12 protein-coding genes are annotated in these 14,246 nt (G+C 71.7%); 4 read left to right on the top strand and 8 right to left on the bottom strand.

From position 1 onward, the window contains the following. Positions 1 to 15: 15 nt before the first annotated feature. The gene (locus ACIBF5_RS04060) at positions 16 to 549 is read right to left on the bottom strand and encodes a SixA phosphatase family protein (RefSeq protein WP_396807874.1); all 534 of its coding nucleotides are present in this window, start codon (positions 547 to 549) and stop codon (positions 16 to 18) included. 359 nt (positions 550 to 908) lie between these two features. On the opposite strand from ACIBF5_RS04060, the gene ACIBF5_RS04065 reads away from it, so the two are divergent. Next, on the top strand, positions 909 to 1,184 hold the full coding sequence (locus ACIBF5_RS04065; protein WP_396807876.1) for a DUF6458 family protein: 276 nt from the start codon (positions 909 to 911) through the stop codon (positions 1,182 to 1,184). A 233-nt stretch (positions 1,185 to 1,417) separates the two neighbouring features. On the opposite strand, the gene ACIBF5_RS04070 is transcribed toward ACIBF5_RS04065, so the two are convergent. Then, positions 1,418 to 2,095 (bottom strand): hemolysin III family protein, encoded by a 678-nt coding sequence (locus tag ACIBF5_RS04070; protein WP_396807878.1) that lies wholly within the window; start codon positions 2,093 to 2,095, stop codon positions 1,418 to 1,420. Positions 2,096 to 2,191: 96 nt separating this feature from the next. Here ACIBF5_RS04070 and ACIBF5_RS04075 point away from each other — a divergent pair, with 96 nt between their 5' ends. From ACIBF5_RS04075 to ACIBF5_RS04085, 3 genes are read left to right on the top strand one after another with little or no spacing between them, the layout of a single operon-like run. After that, positions 2,192 to 2,803 (top strand): allophanate hydrolase subunit 1, encoded by a 612-nt coding sequence (locus ACIBF5_RS04075; RefSeq protein ID WP_396807880.1) that lies wholly within the window; start codon positions 2,192 to 2,194, stop codon positions 2,801 to 2,803. After that, entirely contained in the window at positions 2,800 to 3,693 is an 894-nt protein-coding gene (locus tag ACIBF5_RS04080) for a biotin-dependent carboxyltransferase family protein (protein ID WP_396807882.1), read from the top strand. The genes ACIBF5_RS04075 and ACIBF5_RS04080 overlap by 4 nt, the downstream gene beginning before the upstream one ends. Positions 3,694 to 3,736: 43 nt before the next feature. Further along, on the top strand, positions 3,737 to 4,486 hold the full coding sequence (locus ACIBF5_RS04085) for a LamB/YcsF family protein (RefSeq protein ID WP_396808279.1): 750 nt from the start codon (positions 3,737 to 3,739) through the stop codon (positions 4,484 to 4,486). An 85-nt stretch (positions 4,487 to 4,571) separates the two neighbouring features. Here ACIBF5_RS04085 and ACIBF5_RS04090 read toward each other — a convergent pair whose 3' ends face one another. The 6 genes from ACIBF5_RS04090 to pdhA all read right to left on the bottom strand — a co-directional run bounded on the left by ACIBF5_RS04090 (position 4,572) and on the right by pdhA (position 13,986). Continuing rightward, positions 4,572 to 6,404, bottom strand: coding sequence for an NHL domain-containing thioredoxin family protein (locus ACIBF5_RS04090; RefSeq protein ID WP_396808280.1), 1,833 nt, complete (start codon positions 6,402 to 6,404; stop codon positions 4,572 to 4,574). Between the two features lie 243 nt (positions 6,405 to 6,647). Next, on the bottom strand, positions 6,648 to 9,551 hold the full coding sequence (locus ACIBF5_RS04095; protein WP_396807884.1) for a hypothetical protein: 2,904 nt from the start codon (positions 9,549 to 9,551) through the stop codon (positions 6,648 to 6,650). A 369-nt stretch (positions 9,552 to 9,920) separates the two neighbouring features. After that, positions 9,921 to 10,058, bottom strand: coding sequence for a hypothetical protein (locus tag ACIBF5_RS04100; RefSeq protein WP_170208606.1), 138 nt, complete (start codon positions 10,056 to 10,058; stop codon positions 9,921 to 9,923). Between the two features lie 262 nt (positions 10,059 to 10,320). Beyond that, complete coding sequence (locus ACIBF5_RS04105) at positions 10,321 to 11,808, bottom strand: dihydrolipoamide acetyltransferase family protein (protein WP_396807886.1); 1,488 nt, start codon at positions 11,806 to 11,808, stop codon at positions 10,321 to 10,323. A 4-nt stretch (positions 11,809 to 11,812) separates the two neighbouring features. Beyond that, entirely contained in the window at positions 11,813 to 12,802 is a 990-nt protein-coding gene (locus ACIBF5_RS04110; RefSeq protein WP_396807887.1) for an alpha-ketoacid dehydrogenase subunit beta, read from the bottom strand. Continuing rightward, positions 12,802 to 13,986 carry a pyruvate dehydrogenase (acetyl-transferring) E1 component subunit alpha gene (gene pdhA / locus ACIBF5_RS04115; protein WP_396807888.1) on the bottom strand — a complete coding sequence of 395 codons (1,185 nt, stop codon included), beginning with the start codon at positions 13,984 to 13,986 and terminating at the stop codon, positions 12,802 to 12,804. The genes ACIBF5_RS04110 and pdhA overlap by 1 nt, the downstream gene beginning before the upstream one ends. Between the last annotated feature and the right edge of the window lie 260 nt (positions 13,987 to 14,246).

A 14,246-nucleotide genomic window follows, 5' to 3' on the forward strand; every position in this document is an offset into this window, starting at 1 on the left:
CGTTCAACGCGGTCGTCAGCTTCGTGCGGTGTGCGTGCTGTCGAGCGGTGCGCGCCCCGGTCCGATCTCCGTCCACGTCTCGACCGACAGCCGGTGAACGGCGATCCCACTGGTACGCAGCCCGTCCGGATCGGCGCGCACCGGGTCCAGGAGCTGTGAAAGGCCGGAGATGCTCGGATTGTGGCCGATCAGTAGCACCACCCCCATCTGCGGATCGACCGCCCGGATCAGGTCGAGCAGCTCCGACGCGTCACCGTCGTACACCCCAGGCTCGTAGCTCACCACCGGACCGCCGCCCACCTGGACCTCGACCCCGGCCCTGCCGACCGGGGTCTCGGCCATTCCCAGGGCCACCCCGTGCCAGGTCTGGCGGGTCCGCTTCGCCGGTGAACAAATCACCACCGAGGGCAGGTGACCGGCGTTCGCGAGCCAGGCCCCCGCCGCACCCGCGTCCGCGTACCCCCGGGCGGTGAGCGGGCGCTCGAAATCCGTGATCCGGGCCGGCCGTTCCGCCTTGGCGTGCCGCAACAGCACCACACGCTTGGTCATGGCGCCTCCTCGCTCCGCTCGTCGTCGTCATGACCTTTATAGCTGTGCTGGTTGGCGGCCTTGCGGTCCGGCGCCTCCTCGCTCCGCTGGTCGTCGTCATGACCTTTATAGCTGTGCTGGTTGGTGGCCTTGCGGTCCGGCGCCTCCTCGCTCCGCTGGTCGTCGTCATGACCTTTATAGCTGTGCTGGTTGGTGGCCTTGCGGTCCGGCGCCTCCTCGCCCGGCGTGCGGGCAGGCCGGAAGTGTGCGGAAGTTCTGATTGGGCGATGAAGCGCGTGGGTAAGTCCTTCTGTGCCGCAACCTCACAAAGTGGCCGCGGCGGCTGACCAAGGCAGTGGATAGCCAAGGAGGGCGACAAAGTGGGTATCGGTGGAAGTATTTTCCTCATCGCGATCGGCGCGATCTTCGCGTTCGCGGTGGACGTCGAGCTCGGTTGGCTCGATCTCAGCGTCGTCGGCTGGGTGCTGATGCTCGCCGGCGTGGTCGGACTGGCCATGACCGCCTGGCTCTGGCGCGGCCGGCGACGTACGGTTGTCTCGACCCCGGTCCAGGACACCCGGGTCGTTCCGGCGGTGCGCGACGACCAGGTGGTCGAGGAGTACCGCGAGGTGCGGCGCCCGGGACATCCTGTCTGAGTTTGGGCCCTGGGACGGATCGACAGGATCTGGCCCCGACCCACCCCTCGTAGCCGGCGCGGACCGTCCCCCACGCGGTCCGTGCCGGCTACTCATGTGGCGCGCGTAGCGGGTCGCCGCAACCCTCCCGAGCTGGAACGCGCCCGCCGAGCCGGAACGCGCCCGCCGAGCCGGAACGCGCCCGCCGAGCCGGAACGCGCCGAGCCGGAACGCGCCGAGCCGGAACGCGCCGGTCAGGCGAAGAGGGCAAAGTAGATCGCCACGTGGTGGCAGATCGCCGCGATCAACGTGCAGGCATGGAAGAACTCGTGGTGACCGAAGACGGTGGGCCACGGGTTCGGTCGGCGTAACGCGTAGAAGACGGCCCCCACGCTGTACGCCACCCCGCCCGCGAGCATCAGCACCAGCGCGGTGACTCCGCCGTACCGCAGGATGTCGGGCAGCACCGCCACGGCGACCCAGCCGAGGCCGAGGTAGAGCGGGGCGGAGACCCAGCGCGGCGCGTGCGGCCAGACCAGCTTGACCGCCACCCCGGCCAGCGCACCCGTCCAGACGATCGAGAGCAGGATGGTCGCGCTCCGGGTCGGCAGCAGCAGTACGCAGAACGGCGTGTACGTGCCGGCGATGAAGACGAAAATCATCGAGTGGTCGAGTCGGCGCATCACCTGGAAGCCACGTTCCGTCCAGACTCGACGGTGATAGAGCGCGCTGGTGCCGAAGAGCCCACAGACGGTGACGCTGTAGATGGCGCAGCTCACCAGCGGCGCCCACCCGGAGCGGGTGGCGGCGAGCGAGCAGAGCACGACCCCGCAGGCGAGCGCGACGAAGAACGCGTACGTGTGCAGCCAGCCCCGCATGCGGGGCTTACCGATGTCGACCGGTTTGATCCGGGGCGAGGCCGAGGTGGTCACCGCACCAGGCTACGGCAGCGTAGGTTACCTATGAGTAGTGGATTGGATCACGTCCGAGCCGCTGGTTTCCCCCTCCCCCTCGGGCAAAATAGCCGGATGTGGATCCGACCGGTCGGCACCCGCGCACTGCTGCTCGAATGCGCGGACAGCGCCGAGGTGGAGACCTGGCGGGCCGAACTGTGGCGGCGGCGGGAGGCCGGCGAACTGGTCGCCGTCGACATCGTGCCGGCCGCCCGTACGGTGCTGGTCGACGGCGTACCCGACGCAGGTGAGGCGGGCGAGCTGGTGGCCGGCTGGACGCCGCGACCGGCCGCCGACTACCGGGACGGCGACTACCTGGAGGTGCCCACCGTGTACGACGGCGAGGACCTGCCCGCCGTAGCGGAACTCTGGCAGGTCGACATCGACACGGCGGTCGCGCGGATCAGCGGCACCGAACTGCGGGTCGCCTTCTGCGGCTTCGCTCCCGGATTCGCCTACCTGGACGGATTCCCCGACGGTTGGGCGGTGCCCCGGCTGCCCAGCCCCAGACCTCGGGTACCGGCCGGGGCGGTGGCGCTCGCCGGGCCGTACGCCGGGATCTACCCGAGCGCGTCGCCGGGCGGCTGGCGGCTCGTCGGGCGGACCGGGATGCGCCTCTTCGACGTACACCGCGAGCCGCCCGCCCGGCTCGTACCCGGCACCCGCGTCCGGCTGGTGCCGGCGTGAGCGGGCAACATGACGCGGGGCAGAGGGTCGAGGTGCTGCGAGCGGGCAGCCTCACCACCGTGCAGGACCTCGGCCGCCCGGGCTGGGCACACCTCGGCGTACCCCGCTCCGGGGCGCTGGACCCGTACGCGCTGCGACTCGCTAACCGACTGGTCGGCAACCCCGAGTCCGCCGCCGCGTTGGAGACCACGATGACCGGCTGCACCGTACGGCTACACCGGGCCGGCACCGTCGCGGTCACCGGCGCCCCAGCCGTACTGCGGGTCGGCGGTCGAGCGGTGGACACCGGCGGGCCGGTTGCCGTACCGGCCGGCGCGGTCGTCGAACTCGGGGCGGCCCGCCAGGGCGTACGCACCTACCTCGCGGTCGCCGGCGGGATCACGGTCGAGCCGGTGCTCGGCAGCCGCGCCACCGACACCCTCTCCGGGCTGGGACCGGCACCCCTCGTGGACGGCGACACCCTGCCCGTCGGACCGGTCACCGCCGGGCCGGCACCGGTGGACTTCCTGCCCCACGTGCCGCCACCGGCCGAACTCGACCTGCGGGTGCGGTTCGGGCCCCGGCAGGACTGGTTCACCCCCGAGGCGGTAGGCACACTGCTCGGCACGGCGTACACGATCGGTTCGATGAGTAACCGGGTCGGCGCCCGCCTCGCCGGCGCGGCCCTGCCCCGCGCGGTCACCGGCGAACTACCCAGCGAGGGCGTGGTCCTCGGCGCGGTGCAGGTGCCCGCCGATGGACAGCCGTTGATTTTCCTGGCCGACCACCCGACCACCGGCGGCTACCCGGTGATCGCCGTCCTCGACAACGTGGTGCCGCTCGCACAGGCCCGTCCCGGGACTATCGTGCGATTCCATGGACCCGTTGCTGGACCGATCGCCCGACCGTAGGTCGGCCTCCTCGCCGGCGCCCGCCACCCCGTCGGCCTCCTCGGTGGACCTGAACGCCGATCTCGGCGAGGGGTTCGCGATCTGGCAACTTGGCGACGACGAGGCCCTGCTCGACGTGGTGACATCGGCGAACGTCGCCTGCGGCGGCCACGCGGGCGACCCCGCCACCATGCGTCGGGTATGTCTCGCCGCCGCCGAACGGGGTGTCGCCGTCGGCGCCCAGGTCGGCTACCGGGACCTCGCCGGATTCGGCCGGCGGCGGATCGACTACGCCTTCGCCGAACTCCGCGACGAGGTGATCTACCAGCTCGGCGCGCTCGACGCGTTCTGCCGGGTCGCCGGCACCAACCTGCGGTACGTCAAACCGCACGGCGCGCTCTACAACGTTGCCACCGTCGACCACACCCAGGCGGCTGCGGTGGTCGCCGCCGTCTCCGAGTACGACGCCACGCTGCCCGTACTCTGCCTGCCCGGTTCGATGCTCGCCGAGCTGGCCCGTGAGGCCGGGCTCCGCCCCGTCGCCGAGGGCTTCGCCGACCGGGGTTACCAGGCGGACGGCACGCTGGTTCCGCGTACCGCCTCCGGTGCCCTGGTCACCGCCGCAGCCCAGGTGGTCGAACGGGCCGTACGGATGGCTCTGGAACAGGTCGTGGTGGCGGTGGACGGCAGTGTCGTCCCGTGCCCGGTGGAGTCGATCTGTCTGCACGGCGACACCCCGGGCGCGGTCACCATGGCCCGGCAGGTACGAGCCGCCCTCCTCGCCGCCGGCGTCACCCTCACTCCGTTCCGGTGAAAGGAGGGGCCCCTTGTTATCGCATTTTGTAGAGGAAGGGGCCCTTCCTAACGTCGGTGCGGCGGGACACCGGTGCGGCGGGACCTCAGTCGAGGCCGCGGAGGATGAGGGGGAGGCGCGTCGCGCCGTCGGAGGTGATCCGCAGCGGTACGCCCCAGTCCTGCCGGGTCAGGTGACACGCCGCGTGTTCCGCCTCGGCGTCGCAGGTAGCCGCCTGCGCGGTGATCTGGAGCACCCCGGCCGGCACCTCCGGGTTGAGCACGAGTTCCCGGGACAGGTCGGTGCTCACCCCGGCGCCGTCGAGCAGCAGCTCCGGCGGGGAGGCCGAGACCACCACCCGGGTCGACGGACCGAACGACTCGTCCAGCTTCTGCCCCGGCGCCGGCGTGAAGATGACGTCCAGAGTGACCGTACCGCCGGCCAGGTCGGTCGGGGGGCGCTCGGTCCGGTGCCGTTCCCCGTTGACCGTGGTCGCACCCGCGGCCGAGAGCGCGCCGGGGGCCAACCGGGTCAGCCGATGTGCCGCCGACTCGACCACGAGTACGTCGCCGTCGGCGGTGAGCACCAGGTCGCTCGGTTCCGCCAACTCGTCCGCGACCGTGCTCACCTGCCCACTCGTCGGGTCGAACCGGCGCACCGCGCCGTTGTACGTGTCCGCGATCAGCACCGATCCGTCCGGTAGCGCGCACACCCCCAGCGGATGCTGCAACAGTGCCTGGTCGGCCGGTCCGTCGACGTGACCGAAGTCGAAGAGTCCCTGTCCGACCGAGGTGTGCATCACCGCGTCCTCGACGTAGCGCAGGGCGCTGGTCTCGCTGTCCGCGATCCAGAGCCGCCGCCCGTCGGCCGAGACCGACAGCCCCGACGGCTGCGCCATCCAGACCTCGGCGATCGGCCCGTCCTTGAGCGCCTCGACGGTGGTGCCGGCGTACATGCCGGCGGTCCGCTTGATCGGGTCGAACCACCAGAGCTGGTGGATGCCGGCCATGGCGATGACGATCTTGTCGTCGTACCAGGCGAGGTCCCAGGGGGAGGAGAGGTCGACGGAGAGGGCGTCGTGCGCGTGGTCGTCGACGGTCGAGCGCCACTGCCGGCCACTGCCGGCAATGGTGCGTACCTCGCCGGTCTCCAGCCGTACGCCGCGCAGCAGGTGGTTGACCGTGTCCGCGACCACCAGGTCGTAGCCGGCGGTCTCGGCCACGTGCGGTGGCAGCACGCAGATTCCCTGCGGTTCGGAGAAGCGGGCCTCGCCGGGCGCGCCGTCGAGCCGACCCCGGTCGCCGGAGCCGATGCGGCGCAGGAGCGTCTCGCCGTCGGGGGCCAGCTCGACGATCGAGTGGCGAGCCGAGTCCGAGACGAGAAGATTGCCAGATTCGAGCACCACGGCCTTGCCCGGGAAGCGCAGCGCGGTCGCGGGTTCCGCCGGCGGCACGTACGGGCCGTCGCCCCGGTGCAGCGTGCCCTTCGCCTCGTGGGTGGCGATCAGCTCGTCGATCAGCCGTTCAAGCCCCTCGGCGTGCCCCTCGCCGGCCATCATCGCGACCACGTAACCCTCGGGATCCACCACCGAGAGCGTGGGCCATGCCTTGGCCGCGTACTGCTGCCAGGTGTGCAGTTCCGGGTCGTCGAGCACCGGGTGGTGCACGCCGTACCGCTCGACAGCGGCGGCGAGGGCGTCCGCGTCCCGTTCGTGCTCGAACTTCGGCGAGTGCACCCCGACGACCACGAGTACGTCGCCGTACTTCTCCTCCAGCGGGCGCAGCTCGTCGAGTACGTGCAGGCAGTTGATGCAGCAGAAGGTCCAGAAGTCGAGCAGGACGATTCGACCGCGGAAGTCCTTGATCGAGTAGGACTTGTCCCCGGTGTTGAGCCATCCACGACCCCGCAACTCGGGGGCACGGACCCGGGACGTACGCATCTCAGCCATGGTCACCATCCTGCCGCAACGTCCGGCGCCGGTAGCCCGGCGGTCCCGGAAACGGCGGTGCTCCCCGCCCGGATCCGCCCCTCACGGGCCAACCGCGAGCCTCGATCTGTGGCGGGGGCAACGCGTGCCCGCCGCAGTAGCGGACCTCACACCGGAGCGGGCCCTGTGGTGACAGCGAACGGGTGGCCCTCCGCGTTCAGGAAGGCCACCCGTTCGTCTGCGATGAGCGGAAACTCAGCCGCCGCTGGCGGGCCGTAGGCAGAGCACCTGCTTCTTGCCATCTTCGGCCGGGATGATGACCTTCGGCAGGGACTGGTCCGCGCACTCGGGCTCGGTCGCCACCTTCGAGACCACGCTGAACGCTCCCGGCTCGGTGCAGGCCACACCGACGGCCCCGTCCCCGGACTGCTTGACGCACTCCCCGATCGCCGGGTTGAACGGCGCCTCGCTCCCGCCCCGGCCGATCATCCAGAGGGTGCCGAGTGGGATGGCGAGCAGGAGCACCGCCGCCGCCAGCACCATGATCAGTACGCGACCGTTGCGTACCTGGGGCGTCGGAGGCTGCTCGGTCTTCTCCTCCGCGTCCGGCTTGAACGCGTCGAACCGGTTCTGGGACGCCTCGCCCGACGATCCGGCGACGGGCCAGGAAGCGGTGCTGGTGGTGGCGGGCATCGGGGGGAGTGCGGGTGCCGGTACCGCCGGCGCCACCCCGGTCGGGCCACCGAATCCGCCCATGCCGGAGTTGCCGTACGCCGCCGGTTGCCCGTACTGGGCGGCACCGCTCTGGCTCGGCTGGCCGTACGGGGCCGGGCTGGAGGGGCCGGCCGGGCTGCCCGGCATAGCGCCGGGAGTTTCGCCGAGGAGGTCACCGAAGGGAGCCGCGCCGCCCGCGCCGGGGTACGGCTGGCCGCCGCCGGCCGGCTGGGCGTCGAATCCCCGGGTCGGGTTGTCGTAGCTGGTCGACGGCGCCTCGAATCCGCCCGCTGCGGAAGCGAACCCGGCAGGAGCGGCGCCGTACGCGGGTGGTGCCGGGTCGAAGCCGGACGGAGGCCCGTCGAACGCCGACGGTTGTGCGTCGAAGCCCGCCTGGGGTGCCTCGAATCCGGGCTGCTGCGGAGCGTCGAACCCGGACTGCTGCGGGGCGAATCCGGGCTGCTGCGGCGGGAAACCTGGCTGCTGCGGAGCATCGAATCCGGGCTGCTGCGGAGCGTCGAAGCCCTCGAAGCCCGAAGACCCCGGAGGCGGGCTCACCCGGGCGGCGCCGGTGGCCGGCGGGGCGCTCGCCGGCGAGACCGGACGCTCGGCAACCTCGTCACCGCTGGGCTGGGCGGCTGGTCCGCCGTACATGGTGGGGCCACGGCGAACTGCCGGTTCGGCCCGCTCCTGCTGCTCCGGGAAGCTGGTCTGCTCCTGGTAGGCGGCGGGGGCGCCGTACGTGGCCCCGCGCTGGGCGGCGGGCTCGGCCGCTGGGGGCTGCGAGTCCGACTCGGATTGCTCGGACGCGTCGGTGTCGACCGGCCGGCCGTACACCCTCGGTTGCGGCACCGACATGCCCGACGACCGGACGGCCTGGTCCGTCGGGGGCATGACCCGACTGGCGAGCGGTACGGAGGCACTGGCGGTGGCACTGGCCGAGACGGTGGCGCTCGCCCGCTGGGCAACCTGTTCGTCCGGTACGACCTGTTCCGGCTGTTCCGGACGGGGCATCATGACCCGGCCGGATACCGCCGATTCGGTCGACGTACGCGGTTGCGGCACCACCGGGGCGGCTGACTGCGCCGCCACGGACTCGGCCGGTGCGGGTGCGCCGTAGCTCTCCGGCCCCCAGGACTGCGCCGGGCTCGGGGGCTGACCGTAGCCGGAGCCGCCGTGTTCCGTGGTGTTGCCGCGATCCGCTTCGCCGGATGGGTCGGAGCCGCCGTAGCCACCACCCGACGTCGGGAAGGGGTTGCTGGCCGGAACCGGGTCGCTGGTGTAGGCGGGCTGGTCGTAGTTGAGCTGCCGGGGATAGCCGGGAGACGGCGGGAAGTCGATCTGCGCGGGGGCGTCCGGGTAGTCGGGAACCGGAACCTCCGCGCGGCCCGGGAAGCCGCCGCTGACTGGCTGGCCGGGGAAGTTAGCGCTGGCTGGCTGGCCCGGGAAGCCGCCGCTGGCGGACTGACCCGGGAAACCGGGGTTGGACGACGGGCCGGTGGGATCCGGGTTTGACGGCTGTGCCGGCGGGGCCGGGAAGTCGTCCGCGGGCGGGAAGCCGGACGGGGCGGCCCAGTCGGTCGGCGGCGGGAAGTCCGATGCCGGAGGGAAGCCCGCGGGTGCCGGACGGCTGCTGGGCGGGGCCCAGCCGCTGGACGTGGCGTATTCGGCGGGGGTGGTGTAGTCGGGCGGCGGGGCGAAGTCCGACGGCGGGGAAGCGGCGAGGCTGGCGCCGGGGACCCGTGCCTCCTGCGGCGGCAGCGGCACCGCGCCGGAGGGCGAGATGCCGGGACCCGGTGCCGGCTGGTAGATCGGCGTCGCGGCCGGGGCCGGAGCGGACTGAGGCGCGGGCTGGGAGGACTCGGCCCAGCCCGGCCGGGGCTCGCTGCCCTGCTCGGGCGGGAACCCCTCACCGGGGAAACCGTCGGCGCCGAACCCTCCACGGTCCCGCTGCGGCAGCCCACCCGGGGCGGACCCGGCGGGTGTGCCGTACGTCCCGCTCGGGTTGCCGCCGGTGGCGGGTTGTTCGGTCGGCGGGGTCGACTCGGACACGCCCCACGCCTCGGCGGCGCCCCACGGCTGTGCGCCGGCGACCTCGGGAGGCAGCGGCGGGGGAGTCGGCGCCGGCCGTACGCTCGCGGACGCGCTGACCGGCCCACCCCATCCGGCGCCGGAGTCGGTCTGGGGGGCGGGCGGGTTGCCCGGCGCACCCCAGGGGTTGCCCGGTTGGGGCTGACCTGCTCCGGGTTCCGCGCCCCAGGAGGCGGACGCGGCCGGTGCTCCGGGCGGTGCGGGTGGCGGCGCCCAGCTGTTGTCGTATCCAGGGGTAGCCGGGTGTCGCTGCGGGGGGTGTGTTTCGTGGCTGCCCTGCGGCGCTGGTCCAGCTGGCCCCGGCGCAGCCTGATCCGGCTCCTGGCCGGGATGCCGCAGGTCCTCGGACGTCATGCGCGCGTCTCCTCCATGACATGTCGGCCGTGCCGATGCCGTCCGGACGTCCCGGCGTGGGGCCGGCGTCGCCGGCCGGATCGGCCGTGCAAGCTTCCCGCACGGTAACCGGTCTCGGCCGGTGACGCCCGGGCAGCGCCAGCCGTCGAGACCCGGGCGCCGGACGGGCGTTGAGTTGAGATCTCCTCGAACTCCCGGTCCGGCTCGGTCTGCTGACGACCGAGCCCAACCGTACCGGTCGTCGTGCTCGGGGAGGAATCCCGGTCTCGATGCCGCGCGACCCGATGACTGGCTGTGAAACGCCGATGACCCGCCCGGGTGAACGGGCGGGTCATCGATCTGGAGGAAGGAGGAGAAGGTCTGTGGGTGTCAGCCGTAGTAGCGCTGCGCGATCGTGAGGATCTCGTCGCGAACGGCCGGCGAGTTGGCGGAACGGAGCGCGCGCTCGATTGCGCGTGCGCGGCGTGCTGCGTCCCGGCGACTGCGGAATTTGTCGATCATGGTCATGGCGTTAGCCCCCCTAAGGCTCGGCGGCACTGCCGCTTACGAGGTCTATTTAACCGCACCGAAACACGGGCCGCCAACGATTGTTAGGTGAGCTGTGCCACTGGCCGAACAATCGAAGGCCGGGGGAGCCCTGAACAGAAGGATTATGTCGATCAAATGATGTGGCCGGTGTACCCGGGGTTCACCCCAGGCACACCGGCCAGTCAACTTGACGTCCCGGTGGTCGACCTCAGCCGCCCACCGGGACCAGGTCAGACGGTGATCAGGTCCAGGCGAGCAGGGTCGCCTCCGGGTCGGCCAGGAACGCGCCGATGTCCCGCAGGAACTTCGACCCCAGCTCGCCATCGATGATCCGGTGGTCGAAGGAGAGGCCGAGCGTGGTCACCTGACGTACTTTGATCTTGCCCTTGTGTACCCAGGGCGTCTCCCGGATGGTCCCGAGGGCGAGGATCGCCGACTCACCGGGCGGCAGGATCGGCGTACCCGTGTCGACCCCGAAGACCCCCACGTTCGTGATCGTGAAGGTGCCGCCGGACATGTCCGCCGGTGCCGTACGACCCGCCTTGGCGGTCTGCACCAGCCCGGTCATCGCGTCCGCCAGCTCCCGCAGCGAGAGTCGGCCGGCGTCCTTGATGTTCGGCACGATCAGCCCACGCTCGGTCGCCGCCGCGATGCCGAGGTTCACGTACTCCTTGACCACGATCTCGTCGCCGGCCCAGGTCGAGTTCACCATCGGGTGGCGGCGAACCGCCAGCAGCACCGCCTTCGCGACCAGCAGCAGCGGGGAGATCCGCACCTCCCGCCACTCCGGCACGGTCCGTAGCCGCTCGATCGCCTTCATCGAGCGGGTCACGTCGACGGTCAGGAACTCGGTGACGTGCGGTGCGCTGAACGCCGACGCGACCATGTTCGCCGCGGTCAGCTTCCGCACCCCCTTGACCGGGATCCGCTGCTCCCGGTCGGGCCCGAAGGCCGCGGCGGCCGAGCCGGTCGCGGTCACGGCCACCGGCTCGGCCGCCGCCGTGGCACCGGCCGCAGCCAGTTGTACGTCGTCCCGGGTGATCGAGCCGAGTGGTCCCGAGCCGGTGAGGGTCCGCAGGTCGACGCCCAGGTCCCGGGCGAGCTTGCGCACCGGCGGCTTGGCCAGCACCGTCCCGCCCCCGGCGAGCACCGTCGCCGGGCGGGCCGGTGGCGTCTGCACCCGCTGCGCCGGAGCCGTCACGGCCGCCGCCGCGACGACCGGGGCCGGGGCCGGGGCTGCCGCGACCGGGGTCGCCGGCTCGGTGGCCGCGCCGGTCGACTTGCGAGGGCGGCGCTTCGCGGTGGTGGTCTTCGGTCCGTAGCCGACCAGCACGGCGGTACGGCCACCCGGGGCCGGTCCACCGATCAGGCCGGGCTCGACCGAGCCCTCGGCCGGGGCGATCTCGACCGCGGCCAGCGACTCCGCCGACGGGGTGGGCAGAGCGCCGTTGGCCATGTCGTCCGGCCCGATCGGACCGGCGCCCGGCTGGGTGTCGATCTGGATGATCGGGGCGCCGACCTCGACCACGGCACCCTCGGCCTCGAAGATGGCGTGTACGACGCCACCCCACTTCGCCGGGATCTCCACCGCCGCCTTCGCGGTCTCGACCTCGACGATCGGCTGGTTCAGCTCGATCGTGTCGCCGACCGAGACCAGCCACTTGAGGATTTCGCCCTCGGTCAGTCCCTCACCCAGGTCGGGCAGGTTGAACTGTTCGATCCGTGGCATTAGCTCACCATCCGAAGGTGCGGTCGACGCCGTCGAGCACCCGGTCGAGGTTCGGCAGATACTCCTCCTCGACCCGGGCAGCCGGGTACGGGGTGTCGTAGCCGGTCACCCGCAGCACCGGGGCCTCCAGGGAGTAGAAGCACTCCTCGGTGATCCGGGCCGCCAGTTCGGCGCCGAGGCCCAGGTTGCCCGGTGCCTCGTGCACCACGACGCAGCGGCCGGTGCGGCGTACCGAGTCGTAGACCGGGCGCAGGTCCAGCGGGGAGAGCGAACGCAGGTCGAAGACCTCCAGGTCCCGCCCGTCCTCCTCGGCGGCGGTCGCCGCGTCCAGCGCGGTTCGGACCATCGGCCCGTACGCCAGCACGGTCGCGTCCCGACCGGCCCGGACCAGCCGGGTGGCGTGCAGCGGGTACGCGTCGGCGAGCGGGGCGTCGATGTCGACCGGGCCCTTCTCGTAGTAGCGCCGCTTCGGCTCCAGGAAGACGATCGGGTCGTCCGACGTCACCGCCTGCTGGATCATCGCGTACGCGTCCTGGGGGGAGGCGCAGCTCACGACCTTGAGACCGGCGGTGTGGGAGAAGTACGCCTCCGGCGACTCGGAGTGGTGCTCCACCGCGCCGATGCCGCCGCCGTACGGGATGCGGATCACGATGGGCAGCTTCAGCTTGCCCTGCGACCGGTAGTGCATCTTCGCCACCTGCGACACGATCTGGTCGTACGCCGGGTAGACGAAGCCGTCGAACTGGATCTCGCAGATCGGCCGGTAGCCCCGGATGGCCAGCCCGATCGCGGTGCCGATGATGCCGGACTCGGCGAGCGGGGTGTCGATGATCCGGTTCTCGCCGAAGTCCTTCTGCAACCCGTCGGTGATCCGGAAGACGCCGCCGAGCTTGCCGACGTCCTCGCCCATGATGATGACCTTGGGGTCCTGCTCCAGTGCGCGCCGCAGGCCGAGGTTGAGTGCCTTGCCCAGGGTGAGGGTTTCGGTGGCCATCAGTGCGCACTCCCTTCGAACGACTCCAGGTACCGGGCTGCCTGCTCACGTTCCGCGTCGAGCAGCGGGGAGCCGTGGGCGTAGACGTGGTCGAAGATCGTCGACGGTTCCGGGTCCGGCATCGCCAGCACCCGTTCGCGCAGGTGCAGGGCCTCCTGCTTGGCCTGCTCGTCGATCTCGGCGAAGAACGACTCGTCACCGATCTGCTGCTTTTCGAGGAACGCCTTGACCCGGGCCAGCGGGTCCTTCGCCCGCCATGCCTCGACCTCACTGGCGATCCGGTAACGGGTCGGGTCGTCGGTGGTGGTGTGCGCCCCCATCCGGTACGTGTACGCCTCGATCAGCGTCGGGCCCTGCCCGTTGCGCGCGTTGTCCAGCGCGTGACGCGTGACCGCGTACGAGGCCAGCACGTCGTTGCCGTCGACCCGTACGCCCGGGAAACCGAACCCACCGGCGCGCTGGTAGAGCGGAACCCGAGTCTGGCGCTCAAGCGGCTCCGAGATCGCGTACTGGTTGTTCTGGCAGAAGAAGACGATCGGCGAGTTGAACACCCCCGCCCAGACAAAAGCCTCGTTCACGTCCCCCTGGGAGGTCGCACCGTCACCGAAGTACGCGATGACCGCTTCGCCCTCGTCGCCACCGGTCTTGCCGTCCATGGTGATGCCCATGGCGTAGCCGGTCGCGTGCAGGGTCTGCGCCCCGATGACGATCGTGTACATGTTGAACTTGAACTCGTTGGGGTCCCAGCCGCCCTGGTCCACGCCGCGGAACAGGCCCAGCGGCATGATCGGGTCGATTCCCCGGCAGTAGAGCACGCCGTGCTCGCGGTAGGTCGGGAAGGCCATGTCCTGCGGTCGCAGTGCCCGACCCGAACCGACCTGGGCGGCCTCCTGGCCGAGCAGGCTGGCCCAGATGCCGAGTTCGCCCTGCCGCTGCAGCGCGGTCGCCTCGGCGTCCAGCTTGCGTACCAGGACGAGGTCGCGGTAGAGCCCGCGGTACTCCTCGTCGCTGAAGTCCGCCCGGTACTCGGTTCCGTCCGGACCGGTCGCCGAGTCGATCCGCTCACCCTCGGGGGTGAGTAGCTGTACGAGGTTCGGATCGCCCGTGCCGGTCGCCTCACGCTTTTGTGTCCTGGGTGCGGCCCGCTTGCCGCGGGTCGTGGCCCCGCCGTCGCCTCTCGCCATCCGTCTCTCCCTGTCGTGTGTGCGTCGGCCTCGGGGGTTTCCCGACCGCGCAGCTCGTGCGCCCGCCCGGCTCCTGCCGGTCCGGGTGTGGCCGCCACGCCTAGCCCCGGTGGGGGTTGCCGCGCGGCGTGAACCGGATTCTGGCCGAACCAGGTTCGGGAGTTGCCGGCGCCGAGCCGCGCCTGCCGCAGGGGTGCGCGGGAGACCTTGGCCGCGTTGCCGTCAGGTCCATATTTGCAGAGGTGGTGAGCGCGCCCACA

Source organism: Micromonospora sp. NPDC050417, from assembly GCF_044458865.1.
In the GTDB taxonomy this organism is placed as follows: Bacteria; Actinomycetota; Actinomycetes; order Mycobacteriales; family Micromonosporaceae; genus Micromonospora_G.

Coding starts and splice junctions, on each gene's coding strand:
- ACIBF5_RS04060 (WP_396807874.1), bottom strand. CDS start 549: ATGACCAAGCGTGTGGTGCTGTTGCGGCACGCCAAGGCGGAACGGCCG.
- ACIBF5_RS04075 (WP_396807880.1), top strand. CDS start 2,192: ATGTGGATCCGACCGGTCGGCACCCGCGCACTGCTGCTCGAATGCGCG.
- ACIBF5_RS04090 (WP_396808280.1), bottom strand. CDS start 6,404: ATGCGTACGTCCCGGGTCCGTGCCCCCGAGTTGCGGGGTCGTGGATGG.
- ACIBF5_RS04095 (WP_396807884.1), bottom strand. CDS start 9,551: ATGACGTCCGAGGACCTGCGGCATCCCGGCCAGGAGCCGGATCAGGCT.
- ACIBF5_RS04100 (WP_170208606.1), bottom strand. CDS start 10,058: ATGACCATGATCGACAAATTCCGCAGTCGCCGGGACGCAGCACGCCGC.
- ACIBF5_RS04105 (WP_396807886.1), bottom strand. CDS start 11,808: ATGCCACGGATCGAACAGTTCAACCTGCCCGACCTGGGTGAGGGACTG.
- ACIBF5_RS04110 (WP_396807887.1), bottom strand. CDS start 12,802: ATGGCCACCGAAACCCTCACCCTGGGCAAGGCACTCAACCTCGGCCTG.
- pdhA (WP_396807888.1), bottom strand. CDS start 13,986: ATGGCGAGAGGCGACGGCGGGGCCACGACCCGCGGCAAGCGGGCCGCA.